This is a genomic window from Nodosilinea sp. E11 (genome assembly GCF_032813545.1).
Classification (GTDB): Bacteria; Cyanobacteriota; Cyanobacteriia; order Phormidesmidales; family Phormidesmidaceae; genus Nodosilinea.
This window is the reverse complement of sequence record NZ_CP136520.1, coordinates 2,557,103-2,580,527: the sequence shown is the minus strand read 5'-3', so window position 1 is coordinate 2,580,527 and position 23,425 is coordinate 2,557,103. Positions and strand designations below refer to the sequence as shown.

Below are 23,425 nucleotides of genomic sequence, written 5' to 3'. Positions count from 1 at the left end.
AGGCGGTGGGTTGAAAAGTGGTGTCGTTGGCGATCGCCACTGTGTCGCCCATCTGCTTAATTACAAACAGCCCCTGCTTTTTCAACAAACTGATCCCAGCGAGTAGTTAGCCCTGCCACCTCATAGCTGGTGTTAACCGCAACGCGTTCTAACCGCTGCATGCGTTGTTCAGCTTCGGCAGCACGCCGATCAGCTTCGGCTCGGGAAGCTTCAAACAGGGCGTAAATGTCTGCAATGGTGACGGGGTCTGCCATGGGTTGAGTAACGCGATGGTAGCTCTTTTCCATTATGCGCTAATCGGTATCGACGGCTGATTCGCTACGATAGGAGGGTCTTAACGAACGACTTTCTAGGCAAGCCATGACTACTTTGCCGCTCACTGAATCTGTCAGCTTAGACATTCCACCGCTGCCGCGCCCGGCACTGGATGAGCTGTATCACTTTTTGCAGTATCTGCAATTTAAGTACGGTGCCGACTTAGAGCCTACCCTAGAGGCGATTGAAGACGAAATCGACGGCTTTGATGCCGATGTAGCTCTAGAGGAATCGGGCGAAATTTCCTTAGCCAGTCTCAAGCAAGAGCTTGGTTTACAGTGAGCTACGAAATTCTGCTCAAGCCCGCTGCTAAAAGGCAACTGAAGAAACTGCCAGGGGCTGTGCAACGAGAATTAATTGCACTCATTGAGCGGTTATCGCAAGACCCCAGACCACCGGGCTGCAAGAAACTCAAGGGACGGCAAAGCCAATATCGAGTGCGTTTAGGCGACTACCGGGTGATCTACAGCATTGAGGAAATGGCTTTGGTGGTCAGAATCATTAAGGTAGGGCATCGGCGCGATATCTACGAAGAGCCATAACGAACTGCGATCGCAGCGAACACCAGTGGTAGGATGCTATCAAGCTAGGGGTGTCCGAGCAATCGGGCTGAGATCATACCCTCGGAACCTGACCTGGTTAATGCCAGCGGAGGAAAGCGTGAATTGAGGCTACGCGCGGCTTTGGGCTGCACCGTCTCCTCACCTGTACGTGTTCTGCGAGTCTGTTGTTCTCTGAGGCTCCTGTTCTCTAAAGCAGCCGCCTCTAGCAACCACCCAACCCTATCGAGGTGAGTTGTTCTATGACCCTGAGTGCAACGGCGATCGCCGTCACCTTAATTACCGTGGCCAGCTTTACGCTGATTGGGCTGCTCCAGGCCAGCCGCCGCACCATTAGCCTGGAAGATTACATGGTCAGCCGCAACAGCGTGGGCACCCCGATGGCCCTGGCGACCATTGTGGCCTCAGCCATGGGCGCTTGGATTCTCTTTAGCCCGCCGGAGGTGGGGGCCACCAGCGGCATTGCGGGCATTGTCGGCTACTGCATTGGCCAGGCTACCCCAGCGGCGCTGTTTGCGTTTATGGGCACACGCATGCGGTTTCTCATGCCCAAGGGCCACTCGCTAAACGAATATGTGCTGCACCGTTTTGGCCAGGCCATGTACCGGCTGACCCTGGCGATTGTGGTGTTTTATATGTTTGTGTATTTGGCGGCAGAGCTGACGGCGATCGCAAAAGCGGTCGAACTCATGGCGGGCGTCCCGCTCTGGCTCACCGCTCTGCTGGTGATGGTGGCGGTGTTTGCCTACACGCTGGTGGGCGGCCTGGCGGCGACGATCTTTACTGACGCGATTCAGTTTGTGGTGATTGTGCCGCTGCTGCTGCTGAGCTTTGGCATTGCGGTGTTTGCGTTGGGAGGCTGGGGCAGTGCGATCGCCCCCGTCACCCAGACCGCCCCAGAGCTGCTGACGCTATCGAATGGGCCAGGGATTAAGTTTGGGGCCACGCTGGTGATTGCGGTGATTGCTGCCGAAATGTTTAACCAGACCAACTGGCAGCGGATCTACGCCTGCAAGACCGATCAGGTGGTGCGGCGATCGTTCCTCGGCTCGTTTCTGGTGATCTTGCCGATGCTGTTCATCTCTGGGCTACTGGGCATTGTGGCCATGCACTTTGGCTTCAACGACGATCGCGCCTTTTTCTCGCTAATTCAGGCGCTGAACCTCCCCGGCTGGGTGAGCATTGCCGTCCTGGTGCTGGTGTTGGCTCTGGTGATGAGTAGTTTAGATTCTTTGCTGAACGGCATCGCCAGCGTGTTTACCACCGACCTGCTGCGGATGTTCCCCAACCGGCCCGCCAGCGGCATTCTGCAAATCACCCGGCTGTTGATGGTGGTGGTGGGGTTACCCGCGATCGCGATCGCCTCCCGAGGCTACAACGTGCTGTACCTGTTTTTGCTGGCAGATTTGGTCTGTGCCGGGGCGCTGTTTCCGGTGCTGTTTGGCCTCTACTCGCGGCGGCTGACGGGGACGATGGCGTTTTGGAGTGCAGTGGCGGCGATCGCAACCGGTGCCCTGTTCTTCCCCCGGCCCGACTTTAGCCCCTGGAATGGCCTGCCCTTCGCGGGCGATCTGCTGGTCAGCTTTGCCGCCCCGATTGTGGTGTCAACGCTGATTTGTCTGATTTGGATTCAACTCAAGGCCCAGGGCGGCAAGACCAAGGTGTTTGACTTCGGTATTCTCCGCCGCGACATCCGCGCCTACGGGGAGAGCGATGGGCTGCTGGCTGATAGTTTGACCGATACCCAGCACCGGGCGAATGATCCATTGCTATAGGTTCTCAGACCAAATCCCGAATGAATATCTCAAATGGGGCGGTGTAGGGGCATAGCATGCTATGCCCCTACACCGCCCCTACGGGTTTTTATTAGATGACTACTGGGTAGAAGGAGCCGTCGATTCGGGGTGGCTGGGGTGCCAGACGAAGGCGAAGTACGCTGCGATCGCCCCGGTTACAGCATTGAACCAAACGTTGTTACCAAAGATCGGCATGATACCAAAGAGGGTATTCGAGAGCGGTATCAACCCCATGATGGCAAGCAGCAAATAGCTAATAGCAAAGAATCGATTGTACCTAAAGGCCCCTTCTTTACCTGTAGCCGAAAATAAACCAAAGCCGCCAATAGCCAAGTGAACCATATTATGCAGGAGGTTAGTCGGAAAGAGCCCAAACAAATAGCCAAAACCTCTTAGATAAGCAGTGATATAAGTAGGCCCACCGCTAACTGGAATTGAACTGGTGTCTAGCGGGACACTCGCTCCCATTCCTTCAGTAGGCAGGTTGATCAGTGCGGGAATGAAACCAGCAACACCTAAAAAGGTAAAGATAATTCCCAGTGCTAATGCACATTTTTGTTCACCGTTCATTCTAAGTTCGTTCATTTTAAGATACTCCTTGCGACAAAACTTTCTGCAAGAACAGTGCTTTTTCTAACTGCCAAATCAAATCGGTAGCTATATTCCTAGACCATGACTGCTCTTAACGGTCTAGGTGGAAGCCAATTGGTTGCTGCTTGTGTAGCTGGCTTTCCAGTGTTTGATCCATGCTTAGAGAGGCTTCATCCCCTCATCTAGTAGCGCCGCCCTCGTTTAGAAAAACTGCGACAACACTAAGTGCATCCTAGAAACTCCGCGATGCCCCTTCCTCTTGCTGAAGAACTAAGTTGGCTAATGCCTTACCTGTCTGTAGGAGTATTTAAGGCTGAAGAACAGATCTGATCGCTACAGTCAGCCGCTCACTCACCCAAGGTTTGTTCTAGTGAATAATTTAGGCTAGGCAACCTCCAACAGCAGAGTGTCAGCGCACTCTGTGAGGAACCGTAACTAATTCGCGCTAGCCCTGAATATCAGTGGTACTATGCCAGCAAGCTAGGGGTGTCCGATCGCATCGGACTGAGATCATACCCTCAGAACCTGACCTGGTTGATACCAGCGGAGGAAAGCGTTGCTTGAGGCCACCAGCCGAATCAACGGATAGATTGACGAGTCTGGCGCTAGGCCAGGGTATTGGATGAAGGCTCAGCCAGTTGCTGATGTTCATCGGCGATCGCTCTATCCATCTCGGCGTTATCCATCCTCAATGCCATTACGTCCCGATGCAGGTCAAACCTCTAGCGCCACACCAGAGGTAAACCATGAGAACTGAATGGATCGCTAAACGCCAGGGCCACGCCAACGTGTCGCAAATGCACTACGCTCGCCAGGGCCTGATCACCGAAGAGATGGCCTACGTCGCCCAGCGGGAAAACCTGCCCGCCGACCTGATCCGCGATGAGGTGGCGCGGGGCCGCATGATTATCCCCGCCAACATCAACCACCCCAACCTAGAGCCGATGGCGATCGGCATCGCCTCAAAGTGCAAGGTGAATGCCAACATCGGCGCGTCGCCCAACTCGTCAGACATCAATGAGGAAGTGGCCAAACTGCACCTGGCCGTGAAGTACGGGGCCGACACCCTGATGGATTTATCCACCGGAGGCGGCGATCTCGATGCCATTCGCACCGCCATTATCAACGCCTCGACTATCCCCATCGGCACGGTGCCCGTGTATCAGGCGCTAGAGAGCGTCCACGGCAACATCGAAAATCTCACCGCCGATGACTTTCTGCACATCATTGAGAAGCACGCCCAGCAGGGGGTCGACTACCAGACTATCCACGCGGGGATTTTGATTGAGCACTTGCCGCTGGTGCGCGATCGCATTACCGGCATTGTCTCGCGCGGCGGCGGCATTCTGGCCCGCTGGATGCTGCACCACCACAAGCAAAACCCCCTCTACACCCACTTCAACGACATCATCGAAATCTTTAAGCGCTACGACGTCAGCTTTAGCCTGGGCGACTCTCTGCGCCCCGGCTGCCTCCACGACGCCACCGACGCCGCCCAGCTGGCCGAACTCAAAACCCTGGGCCAGCTCACCCGCCAGGCCTGGGAGCACGACGTACAGGTCATGGTCGAAGGCCCCGGCCACGTGCCTATGGATCAGATCGACTACAACGTCAAAAAGCAAATGGAGGAATGCGCTGAAGCACCCTTCTACGTGCTCGGTCCCCTGGTCACCGACATTGCCGCTGGCTACGACCACATCAGCTCGGCCATTGGTGCGGCGCTGGCAGGCTGGAGCGGAGCGGCCATGCTCTGCTACGTGACGCCGAAGGAACACCTGGGCCTGCCGAACGCTGAGGATGTGCGCGCAGGGCTCATCGCTTACAAAATTGCTGCCCACGCGGCGGATATTGCTCGGCATCGGCCTGGGGCACGCGATCGCGACGATGCCATGTCCCACGCCCGCTACAACTTCGACTGGAACAAGCAGTTCGAGCTGTCGCTGGACCCCGAGCGGGCCAAGGAATACCACGACGAAACCCTGCCCGCCGACATCTACAAAACCGCCGAGTTTTGCTCCATGTGCGGCCCCAAGTTCTGCCCCATGCAGACTAAGGTCGATGCCGACGCCCTGACCGAGCTAGAGAAGTTCTTGGCTAAAGAGAAGGCCGCCGTTTAGATCTGCACTTTGGAAAAGCCAGATTGATAATCAGGCACCCCGTAGGGGCGTAGCATGCTACGCCCCTACCCCAGGAACAAGAGATACCTTTAAGGAAAAGCGCAGGGCCTGCGCTTGATGCGGGAAAATCATGGGCCAAAACAGCGCTTATGATGCTTAGTGAGTAGTCATCACGGCATCGCTATGACGCAATCGGGGATTCTAAAGAACTACATCAACGGCCTGTGGGTGCCGTCTGCGGCGGAGGATGTGCTCTCAGTAAACAACCCGGCGACGGGTGAAGTGCTGGGTCAGGTGCCCGTTTCCCCTAAAGATGAGGTCGATCAGGCCGCCCGTGCTGCGGCGATCGCCTTTGAAGACTGGCGTCGTGTGCCCCCACCCCAGCGAGTGCAGCCCCTGTTTAAGCTCAAAGACCTGCTGGAAACCCATCTGGACGAGCTGGCCCAGATCATCACCCAGGAGTGCGGCAAAACCCTGGCGGAGTCGAAAGGTGAACTGCGGCGGGCGATCGAGAACGTGGAGGTAGCCTGCGGCATCCCGATGATGATGCAGGGCACGGTGCTGGAGGATATTGCCAGCGGCATCGACGAGTTTATGATTCGGCAGCCGCTGGGGGTGGCGGCGGCGATCGCCCCCTTTAACTTCCCCGCCATGATTCCCTTCTGGTTTATGCCCTACGCCCTGGCCTGCGGCAACACCTACATCGTCAAACCCTCCGAAAAAGTACCCCTGACCATGCAGCGTATCTTCGAGCTGCTGGATGCGGCGGGCTTTCCCCCCGGCGTGGTGAACCTGGTGCATGGGGCCAAAGCAACGGTGGATGCGATTTTGGAGCACCCTACCATTCGGGCGATCAGCTTTGTCGGCTCCTCCCCGGTCGCCAAATATATCTATGCCCAGGCGGCAGCCCACGGCAAACGGGTGCAGTGCCAGGGCGGGGCCAAGAACCCGGTGATTGTGCTGCCCGATGCCGATCGCGATATGACCACGCGCATTGTGGCCGATAGCGCCTTTGGCTGTGCCGGTCAGCGCTGCCTGGCCGCCTCCCTGGCAGTGACGGTGGGGGATGCGACCGATTGGTTTACCGATGCGATCGCCCACACCGCCGCCACCCGCACGGTCGGCAACGGCCTCGACCCCGAAGTGCAGATGGGGCCGGTAATTACCGCCCAGAGCCAGCAGCGGATTGAGAGCCTGATTCAAACCGGGGTAAACGAGGGGGCAACGGTTTTAGTGGACGGTCGCCATGCCCAAGTTCGCGACCTGGAGGCGGGTCACTTCGTCAAACCCACGGTGCTGCAAAACGTGCCCCCCACCGGAGAAATCGCCCACACAGAAATCTTTGGCCCCGTGCTGGGGCTGATGCCGGTGGACACCATTGAGGATGCGATCGCCCTGGTGAACCGCAGCCCCTGGGGCAACATGGCTTGCCTGTTCACCAACAGCGGTGCCGCCGCCCGCCAGTTTCGCTACGAGGCCATCGCTGGCAACATCGGTATCAATATCGGCGTGGCGGCCCCGATGGCCTTCTTCCCCTTTAGCGGCTGGAAAGACAGTTTCTTTGGCGACCTCCACGGGCAGGGGGCGCACGCGGTAGAGTTTTTTACCCAGACCAAGGTGGTAGTCGAGCGCTGGCCCAAAGAATGGAGTCGGCAGTTTTAGAACGGTTTTATGGCGCGACTGGGGGGGGCGCAATTCCGGTGGTGCTGCTGACGCTGGGGGTGCAGCTGGCGCGAACGGAGCTAGTCTTTGGCCGCTATGAATCAATCGGTGCAGCGGCGACTCATCGTTTAGCCCAACAGTGACTGACAATTGGGGCAAATGCCATAGACCGTAAACTGGCAGTTGAGCAGCGAAAACCCACGGGAAGCGCTTTCGGTGCTGCCCACCTGGGTCATAGTGGCATCTTCAAACTCCTGCACCGCCCCGCACTGAACACATACCAGGTGGTGGTGCTGCTCCATAAAGGGAGTGTTGAGTTCGTAATATTTGCGGCCCTCTGCTAGCTCTAGTTCTTGCAGCAGACCTAGCTGCACCATCACGTGTAGCGCCCGGTAAATGGTAGAAAAGCTGATTTTTTCACCCCGATTTAACAACTGCTGATGAATTTCTTCGGCATTGAGATGGTGTCCTAGAGCCGCCGACTGAAACAAATCCAAAATTTTTTGCCGCTGACTCGTAAACCGAAATCCTTCTTTATTGAGAACGGTTTTGAGTAATTCAGGTTCCTGACTTAAGCTAGACAGAGGTGGATCGTTTTCCATCATGCGTTGGTTGGGCTCAAAGAAGCGGGGGCGTTGCCAATATAAATCAGAAGTTGACATCTGGCTAAGGGCATAGGTAGAGAACAGTTTTTGAAGGGTTTAGCCTGAGCCTGGTGTCCTAGCTACAATTGTTGAAAGTAACTTTCGCTAAGGTATTTGAAACTATCGAAAACCGTTTTCGATACACGATTCAATGTTTATTGAAAATCATTTTCGCTATTTATATTGACGATCAAGTTCTGCATTTTTCTATACTTTTTAAACAGAAAAGGTTATTAGCTGGATTCAAAAAAATAAGGTAGGCTCAGAAAGTAGGCCCTCAACATTGGGGTCACTTTAACTGCTGATAAAGGGGGATGATTATGCCTATCACTGAAACACTGCTGCAAACCTACGGCGAGGTGGCAGACAACCCAATTTTGCTGGAGAAGTCGATTACAGAGCCCGTGGTGGATGGCCTGGCAACGCTCTATGCCAGCTTTACTGCCCTGTCGTTGCAGTACCAAAAGCATCACTTTGTGGTGGAGGGTTCTGAGTACTACATGCTCCACAACTATTTTGAAGAGAGCTACGAGGCGGCCCAGGGCCACGCCCACGATGTGGGAGAGCGGTTGCATGGTTTGGGTGGCATCCCACCCCTGAGCTTTAGCAAACTGGGTGAGTTGTGCTGCTTTGACATGGAAAACGACGACACCTACCGTTGCCGCATCATGATCGACCACGACCTCAAAGCCGAGCAGGCGCTGATCGAGTTGATTCGTCGGCTGGCATCTCAGGCCGAGAGTTTGGGCGATCGCGCCACCCGCTACCTGTACGAGCAAATTTTGCTGAAAACCGAGGAGCGGGCCTACCATCTGGAGCACTTCCTCACCCCCGACAGCCTCAAGCTCGGCTGGTAGCTGTCCTTTATCCCCCTTCCTCTGGAGAGTAGGCAAACACTCGCCCCCCTTAGCAAGGGGGGCAGGGGGAATCGCTTCACTGATCTCATGCTGGCTCACGCCCACTCCCTACCCATCGAGATACACCTTCCAAATAATCCAGCTAGAGAGCGCCACAAAGGCGATGATTACCAGCCAGTGGTCTACCCGTTGGGGGTCAAACGCCTGGCCATTCATCACTTGGCCCCTAGGTTTGCCAGGGCATCGGCAGGGCAGGCCCGGTGCAGCATTTGGCCGCTGGGCAAGCGCAGGTTGGGGCCATGCTTGCAGGCTTTCATGCAGCCCGTCGCCTTGACCGAAACGTGGCTCAACTCAGGGTCGCTGTCTACGGCGGCTTGCAGATCGTGATACAGCTGTCTGCCGCCCTGCTTAAAGCATTTACCCTTGCTGCACACTTCAATGCACAGTCGCTTTTTCTGGGGCTGCGGCACCTCAGGCGCGGAAACCAAATGGCCCCACTGCTGGCGCAGGGTTTCTGCTTCGCACTCCGGTAGAGGCAGCACATTGATCGCCCGCCAGCGATCGCCCTCGGGGTAGGCCCACACCTGGACAAAGTCATCGGGAGCCAGTTCGCGCACCAGCATGGGCCGCAGATACTTGGGCAGCTTAACGGTGAACTCAGCTTCGCCGACTTGCAGCATCAGCCCTTTGATCTTGCCTTTGTCTGAGCGGTAGGCTCCGGCATATAAGCCCTTGAGCACCTGCCCAGTCGGTGCTGATGTCGTTTTAGCATCTGCTACGGCGGGTTCGTAAAAGGTGTTCATCGCAGGCTCCTTTGCTGCCAGCAGCGCTCAAGGTGGTCGGTGAGAGAAGGCTTAGGGAGAGTCACGGCCTGCACTACGCTCCAAACCAGTAGGGCATCGGCGGGGGTGGTGATGGCAACGGTGAGGGGGCGATCGCAGCCACACTCACACACCATAGTCAACTCTTGGAGGCGGCGGTAGACATTCCAGCGGTTGACCCGGTCTAGCTCAACCACGGTCATAGAGAGGGGACGGGCCTGAGCGGTCTGCCCTGATTTTGAGCGGCCTGACTTTACAACGTGCATATTAAATCGACTGACTCTCCATAGTGGCAGCCCCAAGGGGCTTGGGCTTAATGAAATTAACTCTGAAGTGGGTGCTGCCATGGGCCGATAAACCAAGGGCTGAAATCGCTTTAAGCCCTTGCCTACAAGCACTACGGCATTTTTAGAAATTTTTTGGAGCTAGTTTGGCGGAACTATTGATTGCCATCGCTATTGACTATCACTTTTACTAAGATACCCAAGTCCTGGGATTGTTGCAACATATTGTCAATAAGAAGTGATTTATTCTCAGTAGGCTGGGCCAATCCCAGTGTGAGATGAACATTGTCGCTAGCTCAGACCGATACAATTCCAACACCAGCAGTTTTCTGCGATCGCCTCCTATGTCTGCCTCCAAAAAAGCTTCAGCCCTGCGCGCCGACCTGGTGCAGTCTTACCAAAGCCTCCCCGAGCTAGACCGAGAGGTAGTGCAGCTCTACGCCATCATTTACATTCCCACCGGCAAGATCAAGCTGATCGACTGCTTCAACCTGTACCAAGAGAAGGTCGGCAAACCGTCAGTCCTCGATCTAAAACAGCTCAATCCTCTAGTTGTCCATCTGACCGGCAAGCGGCTTTTGGTGGCCCACAGCAACTACGGCCCCCAGTGCCACCCCCTACTGGTCGAAATCGTCACCCGCGACGCCGTCAGCCGAGGCAGCTTTGAGCCTATGGCCAAAGCCGTGCAGACCCAGTTCCCCGTGCGCACCCACGGGTGGAACAAATCCCTACGCCTGTTTCAAAACGAAGACGAGTTCATTCGCGAGGTGCGCATCGGCCTCTACCGCCACGACTGGAACTACATCGAGCAGCAGTTTGAGTCGTACTACAGCAATCCCTACGCCACCAGCCGCATTTCCATGGCCCAGGTGTTTGAGCTGGTATGCAACAACCCCTTCGATCGCGACTGGTTTCTTAGCCTTAAACAAGCCCCCGCCCTCTACGAAGCCGCCCTGGGTAGCCTCTGCGTCAATTCACTGCTGACTATGGCCCCGGCCCCCGATGCGTTTGCCCTGCTCCACGCAGAATGTACTGAGGCAAGCGCAACCGTGTCTGACCGCCTCAAAGGCATTTGGGTCGAACAGCTGATCGCCCGAGGCCGACTAGCAGAGGCCGATCGCGCTCTACAAGACTTCGCTGAAGAAGACCCCATTGAGCTACTGCTGCACCAGAGCTGGGTCAGCTGTCTGCGGGGCGACTACGCCCAAACCCTGCAAGAGGGTGCAGTGGCGCTCAAACTGCTCAAAAAAACCACCGGTAAGCGCAAAATCTACTTTGACACTGTGCCCGGCATTTTTCTGATCCTGGCGCTGATCAAAGAAGGCTCGCTGACTAGCCTCAAAGAGGCTGAAGGCTATGCCCATATCATCGCCGAGCAGAACTACCGCCACTGGATGAGTGTGACCTATAGCTGCCTAGAAAAAGTTGCCCAGGCGATGCAGGGTAATGTGGTCGCCAAGCGCTACCTGACCAGCACCCCCGTCAGCACCCTCGACAACGCCAGCAGCTTTGAGGCGCTGATCGACATGCTCTGCCTCTACTGGGTGAATGTCGAAAATGCCCAAGAGCGTCTGCCCGACATGGTGAAAGATCTCTATAAAGACGCCACTGCGGCAGGCTACGACTGGTTTGCCCTTGAGGCCGCCGAGTTGCTGACCCGGCTCAACCCCGACAGTGCCTACGGCCAAAAGGCTCCCTCCCTGCGTGCCAAAACCGGCATTACCCCTCTGGTGACGCTGATTACTCCAAAACAGGCCTGGGAGCTATCGCTAACGGCGCTGATTGGCCTCAACCCCACCGTTGCAGCCCCAGCCAGCCAGCCCGTCACCGCCGAATACCGGCTGGCCTGGTTTCTCACCTTTTATTCTGAAAATACTTGGTTGCTCCAGCCTAAAGAGCAAAAAATTAGCGTCAAAGGCGGCTGGAGCCGGGGCCGAGCGATCGCCCTGCGCCGCCTTAAGCACGAGGTCAAATCCTTTAACTACCTCACCCCCCAAGACCTGAATATCTGTGCCCACCTGACTGCCGACCCCTACGCCTACGGCTACGACAACTACACCTTTTCTGACCAGGCGCTGGTGGCCTTAGTCGGACACCCCCTGGTGTTTTGGGAAGACTCACCTACCACCCGCGTCGATGTGGTCAAGGGTGAACCGGCGCTGCTAGTGCGTCAGGCGGGCGCGGGCAAGCTCGAAATTTCACTGACCCCTCCCGTGGAGCAGAAAAAAGCCATCACGTTGTTCAAAGAAACCCCCACCCGGCTCAAGGTGGTAGAGTTTGCCGCCAGCCACCACCGCATCGCCGAGGTGCTCGGGCCAAAGAATGCCCTAGAGGTGCCCGAAACCGCCAAAGAGCAGGTGCTTGCCGCCATCAACGCTGTGGCTGGCCTGGTTACGGTGCACTCTGACATTGGCGGCGGCGTGGCCGATGCCGAAGAAGTGGCAGCGGTGCCCCAGCCCCACCTGCACTTGCTGCCCGCTGGCGAAGGCCTCAAAGTCTCGCTGCTAACTCGTCCCTTTGGCGACGATGGCCCCTACTACCGCCCCGGCACCGGCGGCGAAATGGTGATCGCCGAGATCGACGGTCGCCGCCTGCAAACCCACCGCAATTTAAAAGAAGAGAAAAAGCTGGCTCGCACCGTTGAAACCACCTGCCCCACTCTGCAACGCCTCGACGACGAAGACGGCGAATGGCTGATTGAAGATCCCGAAACCTGCCTAGAGCTGCTGATCGAAATTCAAGATTTGGGCGACCAGGCTGTGGTGGAGTGGCCCGAGGGCGAAAAAATGCGGATTACCAACCGGGTTGGCCTCAGCAACTTCAAAATTCAAATTCAGCGCCAGCGCGACTGGTTTGCCGCCAGCGGTGAGCTGCAAATCAGCGATGACCAGATTATGGATATGCAGCGACTGATGGAGCTGCTAGAGAAGTCTCCGGGGCGGTTTATCAAGCTAGCGGACGGCCAGTTTCTTGCCCTCACTCAAGAGTTTCGCAAACGCCTTGACGACCTGCGCACCTACTCCGAGAAAAGCGGCGACGGCGTGCGCTTCCACCCCCTGGCCTCGTTGGCCATGGAAGACTGGATGGACGAGGTGGGCCAGCTCAAAACCGACAAACATTGGAAAGACCACCTCAAGCGTCTGAAGGAGGCGCAGAGTCTGAAGCCCGAACTGCCGTCAACCTTGCAGGCTGAATTGCGGGACTACCAAGTGGATGGCTTCAACTGGCTGGCGCGGTTGGCCCACTGGGGCGTAGGGGCCTGCCTGGCCGACGATATGGGTCTGGGCAAAACCCTGCAAGCCCTAGCGGTGATTCTGGCCCGCGCCCCCGAGGGGCCAACGCTAATCATTGCGCCCACCTCAGTGTGTATGAACTGGCTCAGCGAGGCCGAGAAGTTTGCCCCAACGCTGAGGCCGATGCAGTTTGGCACGGGCCATCGACAAAAAGTGCTGGATGACCTCAAACCCTTTGATCTGCTGGTGTGCAGCTACGGCCTGCTCCAGCAGGATGATGTGTCAGATATGCTGGCCAAGGTCGAGTGGCAAACCATTGTGCTCGATGAGGCCCAGGCGATTAAAAATTCTGCCACCAAGCGCTCTAAGGCCGCGATGAAGCTCCAGGGTGGGTTTAAGATTCTCACCACCGGCACCCCGATTGAAAATCACCTGGGGGAACTGTGGAACCTGTTTCGGTTTATCAACCCCGGTCTGCTGGGTTCCCAAGACCAGTTTAGCCAGCGGTATGCCAATGCGATCGAGCGCAACCAGGACAAGCAGGCCCGCAACCGGCTCAAGAAATTAATTCAGCCCTTCATTCTGCGGCGGACCAAGACCCAGGTGCTCGACGAATTGCCCGCCCGCACCGAGGTGACGCTCCAAGTGGAACTGAGCACTCAAGAAATGGCGTTTTACGAGGCGCTCCGGCGAGAGGCGGTAGAAAAACTGGCCGACCCCACCATCGAGTCGGGCACCAAACACCTGCAAGTGCTGGCCGAAATTATGAAGCTGCGCCGCGCCTGCTGCAACACCCGCCTAGTCAAAGCCGAAACGCCGCTGCCCAGCGCCAAACTCGAAGCCTTTGGCGAAGTGCTCGAAGAACTGCTGGAGAACAACCACAAAGCTCTGGTCTTTAGTCAGTTCGTCGACCACCTGAGCATTCTGCGAGAATTTCTCGACGGGCAAAACATCGCCTACCAGTACCTCGATGGCAGCACCCCCGCTAAAGATCGCAAAAAGCGGGTCGATGCCTTTCAGGCGGGGGAGGGCGACGTGTTTTTAATCAGCCTGAAAGCTGGGGGCACGGGCCTCAACCTGACAGCGGCAGATTATGTGATCCACATGGACCCCTGGTGGAACCCGGCGGTGGAGGATCAGGCGAGCGATCGCGCCCACCGCATCGGCCAGCTACGCCCGGTCACCATCTATCGCCTGGTGGCCAAGAACACGATCGAAGAAAAAATTGTGGACTTGCACAAGCAAAAACGCGATCTAGCCGACAGCCTGCTCGAAGGCACCGATATGAGCGGCAAGATCTCCACCGAACAACTGCTCCAGCTGATCAGCGAGGGGTAAGACATTGCAAAAGTGGGATGTATCCCTTGGGCTTTAACGGCTGCAAAAACCGATTTACTGCTGCCAGAGATTGACTTCCATGGTCAAACCCGTTGGTTCAGGTCAATACATTTTTTTACTGGGTAATCAATAGGCGAAAACTCGATTTGATCTCAGCCTGTTCTGAATCATCAACCTAAGGGGTCAGCCTTCGCGGGGGCTGTTTTGCTTGACAAAAGTGACGTCTAGCTTTGTCTCCAGTGTGACAGTGCCAGCTCAAATAGTGGCAGTACCGACTATTTAGGCAGAAGAACGCAAGAAATCACCTTAAATCTCAGATTTTGCCCTATTCCACTTCTGGCCAAGCTGGCCTCAGAGTGATGCCATGACTGAAAAACCTTGGCCTTGGTGTATCTTTTCCTATAGATGTGCTTGATTTAGCAGAAATTCTCGTCCATTAAAAACTCCTGAATTTTGTGATATTTCGCAATCTTTAAGGGTCGCTGATCTGATTATTTTCTTAAGAGACGGGTCAGCAGCCTGCGCCTGATCAGAAAATAGCTAGGCTGGTCTATAGCTGTCCCTGTTTGAGTTCCATCGTTTTGCCCGATAAATCAATGACCCTATCCCAACCGCCTCAAGCCCAAGGTCTTTACCATCCGCAGTACGAGCACGATGCCTGCGGTGTTGGCTTTATTGTTCATATGAAAGGCGCGCAGTCACACACCATCGTGCAGCAGGGGCTGACGATTTTGGTGAACCTGGCCCACCGGGGTGCGGTGGGGGCCGAGGCCAATACCGGCGACGGGGCGGGTATTTTGCTGCAAATGCCCCACAAATTTATGGCTAAGGTGGCGGCAGCAGAGAGCATTACCCTACCGGCACCGGGGCACTACGGGGTGGGGTTCTTTTTCTCGTCACCAAAGGCAGCGGAGCGGGCAGAAGGTCGCCAAGTCTTCGAGCAGATTGTCGCCGAGGAAGGGCAGAAGGTACTGGGCTGGCGTGATGTGCCTACCGATAATGCCTCTCTAGGGGAAACCGCCAAGGCCAGCGAACCCTTCATGCAGCAGGTGTTTATTCAGCGCTCGGTTGATCTGGCCGATGACCAGGCCTTTGAGCGCAAACTCTACATCATTCGCAAGCGGGCGCACTCCGCCATTAACTCCACTGGCATTGACCCCTACCTGTACGCCACCAGCCTGTCGTGCCGCACGGTGGTTTACAAGGGTATGCTGACGCCGGAGCAGGTAGGGCTGTATTTCCCCGACCTGGCCGACAGCGATATGGAAAGCGCCCTGGCCCTAGTGCACTCGCGCTTTAGCACCAACACCTTCCCCAGCTGGGAGCGGGCGCACCCCTACCGCTATGTGGCCCACAACGGCGAAATTAACACCCTGCGCGGCAACATCAACTGGATGTATGCCCGCCAGTCGATGTTTGAAGCTGAGCTATTTGGCGGCGATCTGGAGCGGGCCAAGCCGCTGATCAACAAAGATGGCAGCGACTCGGGCATCTTCGACAACACGCTGGAACTCATGACCCTGGCGGGCCGATCGCTGCCCCACGCCATGATGATGATGGTGCCCGAACCCTGGACGGCCCACGAGTCGATGAGCCCTGAGAAGAAGGCCTTCTACGAATATCATGCCTGCCTGATGGAGCCCTGGGACGGGCCGGCGGCGATCGCATTCACCGACGGCACCATGATGGGGGCAGTGCTCGATCGCAACGGTCTGCGCCCCTCCCGCTATACGGTGACCAAAGATGACCTGGTGATCATGGCCTCGGAGGCGGGGGTGCTGCCGATCGCCCCTGAGAATGTGGCCTACAAAGGTCGCCTGGAGCCGGGCCGCATGTTTTTGGTGAACATGGACGAGGGCCGGATTGTCTCCGACGAAGAGATCAAACACCAGATCGCCGCCGAGCAACCTTACCGCGAATGGCTCGATCAGCACCTGGTGAAACTAGCAGATCTGCCCGACTCATCCACCCATCTACCCATCCACCCATCTACCCACCCACTCCCCATCCTCCAAACCGCCTTTGGCTATACCTTCGAAGAATTGCGGCTGCTGCTCAAGCCCATGGCTGAGAACGGTGTCGAGGCCATCGGGGCGATGGGTACCGACACGCCGCTGCCCGTGCTCTCCAACAAGCCCCGGCTGCTGTACGACTACTTCCACCAGCTGTTTGCCCAGGTGACCAACCCGCCCATCGACTCCATCCGCGAGGCGATCATCACCTCTGCCGATACCACCATCGGCAGTGAGCGCAATCTGCTCAAGCCCGAGCCCGAGAGCTGTCGGCTAATCAACCTCAAAACGCCAATCATCACCAATGTCGAGCTGGCGAAGCTGAAGCAGGCGGGCGAACAGGGCTTCTCCTCGGTGACACTACCGATGGTGTTTCCAGCGGCTGAGGGTGAGGCCGGGCTGGAGTCGGCGCTGGAGAGTATTTTTAAGGTGGCGGATGAGGCGATCGCCAGCGGCACCAGCCTGATCATTTTGAGCGATCGCACCATCGACGCCGACCACGCCCCGATTCCTGCGCTCCTCGCCGTCGCCGGTCTGCACCACCACCTGATTCGCAACGGCACCCGCACCCGCGTTGGCCTGGTGCTTGAGTCGGGCGAACCCCGCGAAGTGCACCACTTCGCCACCCTGATCGGCTACGGCTGCGGCGCAATCAACCCTTACCTCGTGTTTGACACCATCGAGGGCATGATCAGCGATCAGCTGCTGCCCCCGATGGACTTCGACAAAGCCTGCCAGAACTTCATCAAGGCCGTCACCAAGGGTGTGATCAAAATCGCCTCCAAGATCGGCATTTCCACCATCCAGAGCTATCGCGGCGCGCAAATCTTCGAAGCCCTGGGCCTCAACCACACCGTCGTTGACCAGTACTTCACCTGGACGGCCTCCCGCATTCAGGGCGTGGGGCTTGACGTGCTCGCTGAAGAAGCCCTCAAGCGTCACCGCCACGCCTTCCCCGATCGCCCCACCGACCACATTACCCTCGACGCGGGCGGCGACTACCAGTGGCGTAAAGAAGGTGAGGCCCACCTGTTTAGCCCCGAAATCATTCATTCCCTGCAAAAGGCGGTGAGAACGGGTGATTACGAGGCCTACAAGCGCTACGCCGCCCTGGTGAACGAGCAAGAAAAGCAGCTATTTCGCCTGCGCGATCTGCTTCAGTTCAAGCCACGAGAGCCGATTTCTATCGACGAGGTAGAGCCGGTAGAGGCGATCACCCGGCGGTTTAAGACCGGGGCGATGAGCTACGGGTCGATATCTAAAGAGGCCCACGAAGCACTGGCGATCGCCATGAATCGCCTGGGCGGCAAATCGAACACGGGCGAGGGCGGCGAAGACCCCGATCGCTACACCTGGACAAATGAGAAAGGCGACTCCAAAAACAGCGCCATCAAGCAGGTGGCCTCCGGTCGCTTCGGCGTCACCAGCCTCTACCTCTCCCAGGCCCAGGAGCTGCAAATCAAAATGGCCCAGGGAGCGAAACCCGGCGAAGGCGGCCAGCTACCGGGCCGCAAAGTCTATCCCTGGATCGCCAAGGTGCGCCACTCCACCCCCGGCGTGGGCCTGATCTCGCCGCCGCCCCACCACGACATCTACTCGATCGAAGACCTGGCCGAGCTGATCCACGACCTCAAGAACGCCAACCGCGAGGCTCGGGTTAACGTCAAGCTGGTGTCGGAGGTGGGCGTCGGCACCATCGCCGCTGGGGTGGCCAAGGCCCACGCCGATGTGATTCTGATTGCCGGGTTCGACGGCGGCACTGGGGCCTCACCCCAAACCTCGATCAAGCACGCGGGTCTGCCCTGGGAACTGGGCCTGGCTGAAACCCACCAAACCCTAGTGCTGAACAACCTGCGCAGTCGGGTGGTGGTCGAAACCGATGGCCAAATGAAAACGGGCCGCGATGTGGTGATCGCCGCCCTGCTGGGGGCCGAAGAGTTTGGCTTCTCCACGGCACCCCTGGTCTCCATGGGCTGCATCATGATGCGGGTTTGCCACCTCAACACCTGCCCCGTGGGTGTCGCCACCCAAGATCCCGAGCTGCGTAAGCACTTCATGGGCGATCCCGACCACGTGGTCAACTTCATGACTTTCATCGCTCAGGACATGCGCGAGCTGATGGCTCAGCTGGGCTTCCGCACCCTGGATGAGATGGTGGGCCGCACCGATGTGCTAGAGCCGAAAACGGCCATTGAGCACTGGAAAGCCAAGGGCCTCGATCTCTCCCCTATTCTCCACCAGCCGGAGGTTGGCCCCGATGTCGGGCGCTACTGCCAGATGGCTCAGGACCACGGCCTGGAGACCTCGCTGGATATGACCACGCTGCTGGATCTGTGCGAACCTGCGATCGCCCGGGGCGAAAAGGTCAGCGCCACCCTGCCGATCCAAAACGTCAACCGCGTTGTCGGTACCATCCTCGGCAACGAAATCACCAAGCGCCACTGGGAGGGCTTGCCGGAAGACACCGTGCACCTCCACTTCCAGGGCAGTGCCGGGCAGAGCTTTGGAGCCTTTGTGCCCAAGGGCGTCACCCTGGAGCTGGAAGGCGAGGCCAACGACTACCTGGGCAAAGGCCTCAGCGGCGGCAAGCTGATCGTCTACCCGCCCAAGCAGTCCACCTTTGTGCCTGCGGAGAACATCATCACCGGCAATGTGGCCTTCTATGGGGCCACCAGTGGCGAAGCCTACATTCGTGGGCTAGCGGGTGAGCGGTTCTGCGTGCGTAACTCTGGCGTTACTGCGATCGTGGAAGGGGTGGGCGACCATGCCTGCGAATACATGACCGGCGGCAAAGCGATCGTGCTGGGGCTAACTGGGCGCAACTTTGCGGCGGGCATGAGCGGCGGCGTTGCCTACGTGCTCGACGAGGCTGGCGACTTTGCCACCCGCTGCAACACCGAAATGGTGGATCTGGAGAAGCTGGAAGACCCCGAAGAAATTCGCGATCTGCAAGAGCTGATTCAGCGCCACGTCGACTACACCCAGAGCAAGCGGGGGATCACGCTGCTGGCGGATTGGGAGAACACCGTGCCCAAGTTTGTGAAGGTGATGCCCCGCGACTACAAGCGGGTGCTGCAACACATTCAAAAAGCCCTGGCCGATGGCCTCACCGGCGACGATGCCCTCACCGCCGCCTTTGAAGAAAACGCCCGCGACACCGCCCGCATCGGCGGCAGTTAACCGTAGGGTGCATTCGCGGCTCATCAACCCTGGCCAATCACCCCTGATTTCGCCTTTGAGCCGCAATGCACCGCACGAAAAACCTTGCATTATGGTGCATTGCTTCGCGAATGCACCCTACGCCCCTGCCTTAAGCAAAGTAAATCGCCCTAATCCACGCATTCTTCAGGATAACCACTATGGGAAAACCGACTGGCTTTATGGAATACCTGCGGGAAGTGGCGCAAGAAGTCACCCCTGCCGATCGCATTCGCAACTGGGACGAATTTCACCTGCCCATGCCGGAGGACAACCTCCGCACCCAGGGCGCGCGCTGCATGGACTGCGGCACCCCCTTCTGCCACACCGGCATGACCATCAGCGGCATGGCCAGCGGTTGCCCCGTCAACAACCTGATTCCCGAATGGAACGACCTGGTCTACCGGGGCCTGTGGGAAGAAGCCCTCGATCGCCTGCACAAGACCAACAACTTCCCTGAGTTTACCGGGCGCGTCTGCCCCGCCCCCTGCGAAGGCTCCTGCGTGCTGGGCATCACCAGCCCCCCGGTGACAATTAAAAACATCGAGTATTCCATCGCTGAAAAGGGCTGGGAGTCGGGCTGGATTACCCCAAACCCGCCCCAGCAACGCACCGGCAAAAAAGTCGCGGTGATCGGTTCCGGCCCCGCTGGCCTCGCCGCCGCCGCCCAGCTCAACTCGGCGGGCCATTGGGTGACCGTGTACGAACGGGCCGATCGCCCCGGTGGTCTGCTGATGTACGGCATCCCCAACATGAAGCTCGATAAGCAGCAGGTAGTGCAGCGCCGACTCGACGTGCTAGAGGCCGAGGGCGTCACCTTTGTGTGCAATACCGAGGTGGGCAAAGACATCTCAGCAGAAAACCTGCTGAAGGAGTTTGACTCGGTGGTGCTCTGCACCGGCTCCACCAAGCCCCGTGACCTACCGATCGAGGGGCGAGAGCTAAAAGGCATTCACTTTGCTATGGAGTTTCTCACCGCTAACACCCAGGCGGTGCTAGATGGCCAGCTCGGCGACAACTACATCTCGGCGGCGGGCAAAGATGTGGTGATCATCGGCGGCGGCGACACGGGTACCGACTGCGTGGGCACCTCCATTCGCCACGGCTGCACCAGCGTCACTCAGGTGGAGATCATGCCCCAGCCGCCGGAGACTCGCTCTGCCGCCAACCCTTGGCCCGAGTGGCCCAAGGTCTACAAAATGGACTACGGCCAGGAGGAAGCCGCCGCTATGTTTGGCGACGACCCCCGCGCCTACCTGACCACCGCCACCAAGTTTGAGGGCGATGAGAATGGCCAGGTGAAGGCTGTCCACACGGTGCAGATTCAGTGGGGTAAGGACGAAAACGGGCGGTTTGTGCCGCAGAACGTGCCCGGTACCGAGCAGGTGATTCCGGCGCAGCTGGTGCTGCTGGCGATGGGCTTTCTTGGCCCAGAGCAGCCGTTGATTGATGCCCTGGGTCTAGAGAAAGACGGGCGCAGCAATGTGAAGGCTGAGCACGAGCAGTACACCACCTCGATTCCGGGGGTGTTTGCGGCGGGGGATTGTCGGCGAGGGCAGAGCCTGGTGGTGTGGGCAATTAACGAAGGGCGCGGCGCGGCGCGAGAGTGCGATCGCTACCTGATGGGCACCACTGAGTTGCCCTAACCTATCTCTAGCCCAAAACAAAAGGCCCGTAAGCATGCTTACGGGCCTTTTGTTTGTTTTTTAGTCTGCCCACAGTACAGATCTCTGACCATAGAGCGACAGCAACAAGTGAACAAACCGCACGGGTGAATAAAACATTTTGCCTGACGAGGCTAACAGAAGTGACGATGGTTGTAACGGGGGGCTGATATAGGGACAATCGCAACTTCAGATAGACGGTTTGCTAAGGCGAAAGGCCAAAACCCTCACAAGCTACTTGTCAACATGAAGATTATCAAAATTCAGCTATACAAGTATGATGCTCCGGTTGATTGTTGGGAACATTGTATTTGGGAATAGTGTGTCCCCACACGTACCCGGTCTCGCACCCAATCTCTACCTTGAAATTGTATGAGCCAAAAAAATTCGTCAAACCGTCGTAAGCCGGCAAATATCAATCAAATTCGAGCACAAATCCGCAAATTAGCAAAGCATCACAACTATGATGAGCAGATTTTGTTGGACTTTGCTGAATTTGTGCATGGCGGGAAGTTTAAGGAAATTGAACCAAGCATGAGCGAATTAAAGGAGGCAGTTTGCCAAGCATTTAATTGTCCTGATTATAAATCTCTCAAGAAAAATAAGGCATTTAAGCTAGCTACTGCTGGGCGCAACTTTAACTTTAGTTATAAAGATTCCTGGTTGACGCTTTATCGAGAATGGGTACGAGTACCAGAAAACGAGCGAAATGAAATTGGCCCAAACACCATTAATGGAATTGACGTACTCAAAAATTTTCGCCCCTGGCAGGTATTTCAACTGGACTCAAAAACCGCTACTACTGATGATATCAATGCAGCCTTTCGTCAACTAGCCAAAAAACATCATCCAGATGCTGGTGGAGATCGCAAGATCTTTGAAGAACTTCAAAAGATGCGAGACTCCTTACTTCTATTACGTTAAGTATTTTAGGTGATTATTAAAAATGCCAGCATCACAACGACAACATATTCTTTTGTCTGATCGAGAAACAGCAAGTATATTAAGGATTAGAATTGAAAAACTCTATAGAATCTGCAAGTTCTTTGACGATAACGTTGATGATGAATGGGATCTGATTGAGGGAGAACATTTTGAATGGGTGAGAAAAGATGTAAAAAAGCGACAATTTTATGAGGCAGGGGCTGTAGCACTTGCAAAATATCTACAGGAAGTCGAAACACAAGGTTTTTTGGCTAGCTTAGTGGACGACGTCCTCGAGGCTTTCACCCATCGGCGCAAAAGAATACGTCGTCACTTAGTAAGAAGACAAGTTTCTATTGAATTTTCAAGTCTAAATGATGCAAGCTTGACGCCTGACTTGGTCTTTCTAGAAAGACCAAAGATTATTCGTATTTTACGCACAAATGGAAAAGGGTTAAATGCGTCAATTAAACGAATACAGAATAATGACAGCTTGGAAGGGCAGGAGCAGCTAAAGCCTGGGAAACATTTTGATGTTATAGAAAACAATCAATACTGGAGCCAGGTTGGGATCGTTGGTTTAGCGCAAGATATGTCTCAAAATCATGGGAAGCGATCGCGGGCATCTCGAAAGGCATGGACAGATACAGTATTTGAAGAAATCGAAGATGCGATCCAAGAGCAAAGAAAGTACTTGGAGTCATCTGAAAGTCGAATAAAAAAAGCAATGGAAAAGGCAAAGAGGATTGCTGATAATACTTGTCAAGTTTCTTTGCAGAAGCGTACTGCTTCTCGCCCCTTTGATCTTCATGTCCATCATCTATTTGATCGGAGCTCAAGACCTGATCTGGCAGATGTCTTAGACAACTTACTTGTTATGCATTGTGAGATACATCGCGGTTTTCACAGATGGCATGGCAGTGAAAGTTGTGAGCCAAAAGATCTTATTGAGTATTTATTTCATGCAGAAGGAGATAAGTTTGAGACAAAGCAAAACATTAGGAATCTCGATGCTCTTGTCATTAAACTAGAAAGAATTCAGTCATTTTTCGAAAGTCACTATCACATGCCTTAGTTGTCACCCTTGTGCTCCATGAGGACTAGACTGCACGATGGCAACTGCGTTACCTGATAGGTACGACTAAAGCTACCTCAGTTTCCTAAGGATCAGATTCCACCGTCTATTAGCTCTATAAGTTGTAACTGGGCAACAAAAAGCCAGTGAGTCCAAATTCCAAGCCTGTCCTCGATTCATCAGTGCTACGGACGATCGCGCCTTTACCAGGTAGCGATCGCACCCAAACACCTATGTTTCGTCAGGGTTAGCAAAAACTTGGGGCGGTGCCAGCGTTGGTCAAAGACCAGCCATTGGGCGGCGGGAGTGCGATCGCTACCTAATGGGCACCACC

Annotated in this window: 17 protein-coding genes and 2 riboswitches; of the genes, 12 read left to right on the top strand and 5 right to left on the bottom strand. The window is 56.1% G+C overall.

The window, feature by feature from the left end; genetic code table 11:
- Positions 1 to 56: 56 nt before the first annotated feature.
- Entirely contained in the window at positions 57 to 254 is a 198-nt protein-coding gene (locus RRF56_RS13750; RefSeq protein ID WP_317038211.1) for a hypothetical protein, read from the bottom strand.
- Positions 255 to 360: 106 nt separating this feature from the next.
- Between RRF56_RS13750 and RRF56_RS13745 the strand changes: the two genes are divergently transcribed.
- The 3 genes from RRF56_RS13745 (at position 361) to RRF56_RS13735 (ending at position 2,650) form a co-directional block, all read left to right on the top strand.
- On the top strand, positions 361 to 597 hold the full coding sequence (locus RRF56_RS13745) for a hypothetical protein (protein ID WP_317038210.1): 237 nt from the start codon (positions 361 to 363) through the stop codon (positions 595 to 597).
- Positions 594 to 857, top strand: coding sequence for a type II toxin-antitoxin system RelE/ParE family toxin (locus RRF56_RS13740; protein ID WP_317038209.1), 264 nt, complete (start codon positions 594 to 596; stop codon positions 855 to 857). Before RRF56_RS13745 ends, RRF56_RS13740 begins: the two co-directional genes overlap by 4 nt.
- A gap of 36 nt (positions 858 to 893) precedes the next feature.
- Positions 894 to 989, top strand: a riboswitch (TPP riboswitch).
- A gap of 128 nt (positions 990 to 1,117) precedes the next feature.
- Positions 1,118 to 2,650: a sodium:solute symporter family transporter gene (locus RRF56_RS13735; protein WP_317038208.1), complete on the top strand. Its 1,533-nt coding sequence runs from the start codon at positions 1,118 to 1,120 to the stop codon at positions 2,648 to 2,650.
- A 99-nt stretch (positions 2,651 to 2,749) separates the two neighbouring features.
- On the opposite strand, the gene RRF56_RS13730 is transcribed toward RRF56_RS13735, so the two are convergent.
- A complete protein-coding gene (locus RRF56_RS13730; RefSeq protein ID WP_317038207.1) occupies positions 2,750 to 3,256 on the bottom strand; it encodes a DUF4383 domain-containing protein in 507 nt (168 codons plus the stop codon).
- A gap of 478 nt (positions 3,257 to 3,734) precedes the next feature.
- A riboswitch (TPP riboswitch) is annotated at positions 3,735 to 3,831 on the top strand.
- A gap of 177 nt (positions 3,832 to 4,008) precedes the next feature.
- Here RRF56_RS13730 and thiC point away from each other — a divergent pair.
- From thiC to RRF56_RS13715, 3 genes are all read left to right on the top strand, one after another.
- On the top strand, positions 4,009 to 5,379 hold the full coding sequence (gene thiC, locus RRF56_RS13725) for a phosphomethylpyrimidine synthase (protein ID WP_317038206.1): 1,371 nt from the start codon (positions 4,009 to 4,011) through the stop codon (positions 5,377 to 5,379).
- A gap of 183 nt (positions 5,380 to 5,562) precedes the next feature.
- Complete coding sequence (locus tag RRF56_RS13720; protein ID WP_317038205.1) at positions 5,563 to 7,041, top strand: CoA-acylating methylmalonate-semialdehyde dehydrogenase; 1,479 nt, start codon at positions 5,563 to 5,565, stop codon at positions 7,039 to 7,041.
- Positions 7,023 to 7,184, top strand: a complete 162-nt coding sequence (locus RRF56_RS13715) for a hypothetical protein (RefSeq protein WP_317038204.1) — start codon at positions 7,023 to 7,025, stop codon at positions 7,182 to 7,184. The genes RRF56_RS13720 and RRF56_RS13715 overlap by 19 nt, the downstream gene beginning before the upstream one ends.
- Here the strand turns inward: RRF56_RS13715 and RRF56_RS13710 are convergent.
- Positions 7,170 to 7,703: a Fur family transcriptional regulator gene (locus tag RRF56_RS13710; RefSeq protein WP_317038203.1), complete on the bottom strand. Its 534-nt coding sequence runs from the start codon at positions 7,701 to 7,703 to the stop codon at positions 7,170 to 7,172. The two genes, RRF56_RS13715 and RRF56_RS13710, sit on opposite strands and share 15 nt — an antisense overlap.
- 302 nt (positions 7,704 to 8,005) lie before the next feature.
- On the opposite strand from RRF56_RS13710, the gene RRF56_RS13705 reads away from it, so the two are divergent.
- Positions 8,006 to 8,542: a Dps family protein gene (locus tag RRF56_RS13705; RefSeq protein ID WP_317038202.1), complete on the top strand. Its 537-nt coding sequence runs from the start codon at positions 8,006 to 8,008 to the stop codon at positions 8,540 to 8,542.
- A 215-nt stretch (positions 8,543 to 8,757) separates the two neighbouring features.
- Here RRF56_RS13705 and RRF56_RS13700 read toward each other — a convergent pair whose 3' ends face one another.
- Complete coding sequence (locus RRF56_RS13700) at positions 8,758 to 9,345, bottom strand: (2Fe-2S) ferredoxin domain-containing protein (RefSeq protein WP_317038201.1); 588 nt, start codon at positions 9,343 to 9,345, stop codon at positions 8,758 to 8,760.
- Positions 9,342 to 9,629, bottom strand: coding sequence for an Asr1405/Asl0597 family protein (locus RRF56_RS13695; RefSeq protein ID WP_317038200.1), 288 nt, complete (start codon positions 9,627 to 9,629; stop codon positions 9,342 to 9,344). Before RRF56_RS13695 ends, RRF56_RS13700 begins: the two co-directional genes overlap by 4 nt.
- Before the next feature lie 362 nt (positions 9,630 to 9,991).
- On the opposite strand from RRF56_RS13695, the gene RRF56_RS13690 reads away from it, so the two are divergent.
- The 5 genes from RRF56_RS13690 (at position 9,992) to RRF56_RS13670 (ending at position 23,091) form a co-directional block, all read left to right on the top strand.
- Entirely contained in the window at positions 9,992 to 14,218 is a 4,227-nt protein-coding gene (locus tag RRF56_RS13690) for a DEAD/DEAH box helicase (protein ID WP_317038199.1), read from the top strand.
- A 596-nt stretch (positions 14,219 to 14,814) separates the two neighbouring features.
- Complete coding sequence (gltB, locus tag RRF56_RS13685) at positions 14,815 to 19,410, top strand: glutamate synthase large subunit (RefSeq protein WP_317038198.1); 4,596 nt, start codon at positions 14,815 to 14,817, stop codon at positions 19,408 to 19,410.
- Positions 19,411 to 19,589: 179 nt separating this feature from the next.
- Positions 19,590 to 21,074 carry a glutamate synthase subunit beta gene (locus tag RRF56_RS13680; RefSeq protein WP_317038197.1) on the top strand — a complete coding sequence of 495 codons (1,485 nt, stop codon included), beginning with the start codon at positions 19,590 to 19,592 and terminating at the stop codon, positions 21,072 to 21,074.
- A gap of 390 nt (positions 21,075 to 21,464) precedes the next feature.
- The gene (locus RRF56_RS13675) at positions 21,465 to 22,016 is read left to right on the top strand and encodes a J domain-containing protein (protein WP_317038196.1); all 552 of its coding nucleotides are present in this window, start codon (positions 21,465 to 21,467) and stop codon (positions 22,014 to 22,016) included.
- Between the two features lie 52 nt (positions 22,017 to 22,068).
- A complete protein-coding gene (locus RRF56_RS13670; protein WP_317038195.1) occupies positions 22,069 to 23,091 on the top strand; it encodes a hypothetical protein in 1,023 nt (340 codons plus the stop codon).
- Positions 23,092 to 23,425 lie beyond the last annotated feature (334 nt).

What these genes read in the sequence shown, in the direction of transcription:
- RRF56_RS13750 (WP_317038211.1), bottom strand. Translation starts at nt 254, where the DNA reads ATGGCAGACCCCGTCACCATTGCAGACATTTACGCCCTGTTTGAAGCT.
- RRF56_RS13745 (WP_317038210.1), top strand. Translation starts at nt 361, where the DNA reads ATGACTACTTTGCCGCTCACTGAATCTGTCAGCTTAGACATTCCACCG.
- RRF56_RS13735 (WP_317038208.1), top strand. Translation starts at nt 1,118, where the DNA reads ATGACCCTGAGTGCAACGGCGATCGCCGTCACCTTAATTACCGTGGCC.
- RRF56_RS13730 (WP_317038207.1), bottom strand. Translation starts at nt 3,256, where the DNA reads ATGAACGAACTTAGAATGAACGGTGAACAAAAATGTGCATTAGCACTG.
- thiC (WP_317038206.1), top strand. Translation starts at nt 4,009, where the DNA reads ATGAGAACTGAATGGATCGCTAAACGCCAGGGCCACGCCAACGTGTCG.
- RRF56_RS13720 (WP_317038205.1), top strand. Translation starts at nt 5,563, where the DNA reads ATGACGCAATCGGGGATTCTAAAGAACTACATCAACGGCCTGTGGGTG.
- RRF56_RS13715 (WP_317038204.1), top strand. Translation starts at nt 7,023, where the DNA reads ATGGAGTCGGCAGTTTTAGAACGGTTTTATGGCGCGACTGGGGGGGGC.
- RRF56_RS13710 (WP_317038203.1), bottom strand. Translation starts at nt 7,703, where the DNA reads ATGTCAACTTCTGATTTATATTGGCAACGCCCCCGCTTCTTTGAGCCC.
- RRF56_RS13705 (WP_317038202.1), top strand. Translation starts at nt 8,006, where the DNA reads ATGCCTATCACTGAAACACTGCTGCAAACCTACGGCGAGGTGGCAGAC.
- RRF56_RS13700 (WP_317038201.1), bottom strand. Translation starts at nt 9,345, where the DNA reads ATGAACACCTTTTACGAACCCGCCGTAGCAGATGCTAAAACGACATCA.
- RRF56_RS13695 (WP_317038200.1), bottom strand. Translation starts at nt 9,629, where the DNA reads ATGCACGTTGTAAAGTCAGGCCGCTCAAAATCAGGGCAGACCGCTCAG.
- RRF56_RS13690 (WP_317038199.1), top strand. Translation starts at nt 9,992, where the DNA reads ATGTCTGCCTCCAAAAAAGCTTCAGCCCTGCGCGCCGACCTGGTGCAG.
- gltB (WP_317038198.1), top strand. Translation starts at nt 14,815, where the DNA reads ATGACCCTATCCCAACCGCCTCAAGCCCAAGGTCTTTACCATCCGCAG.
- RRF56_RS13680 (WP_317038197.1), top strand. Translation starts at nt 19,590, where the DNA reads ATGGGAAAACCGACTGGCTTTATGGAATACCTGCGGGAAGTGGCGCAA.
- RRF56_RS13675 (WP_317038196.1), top strand. Translation starts at nt 21,465, where the DNA reads ATGAGCCAAAAAAATTCGTCAAACCGTCGTAAGCCGGCAAATATCAAT.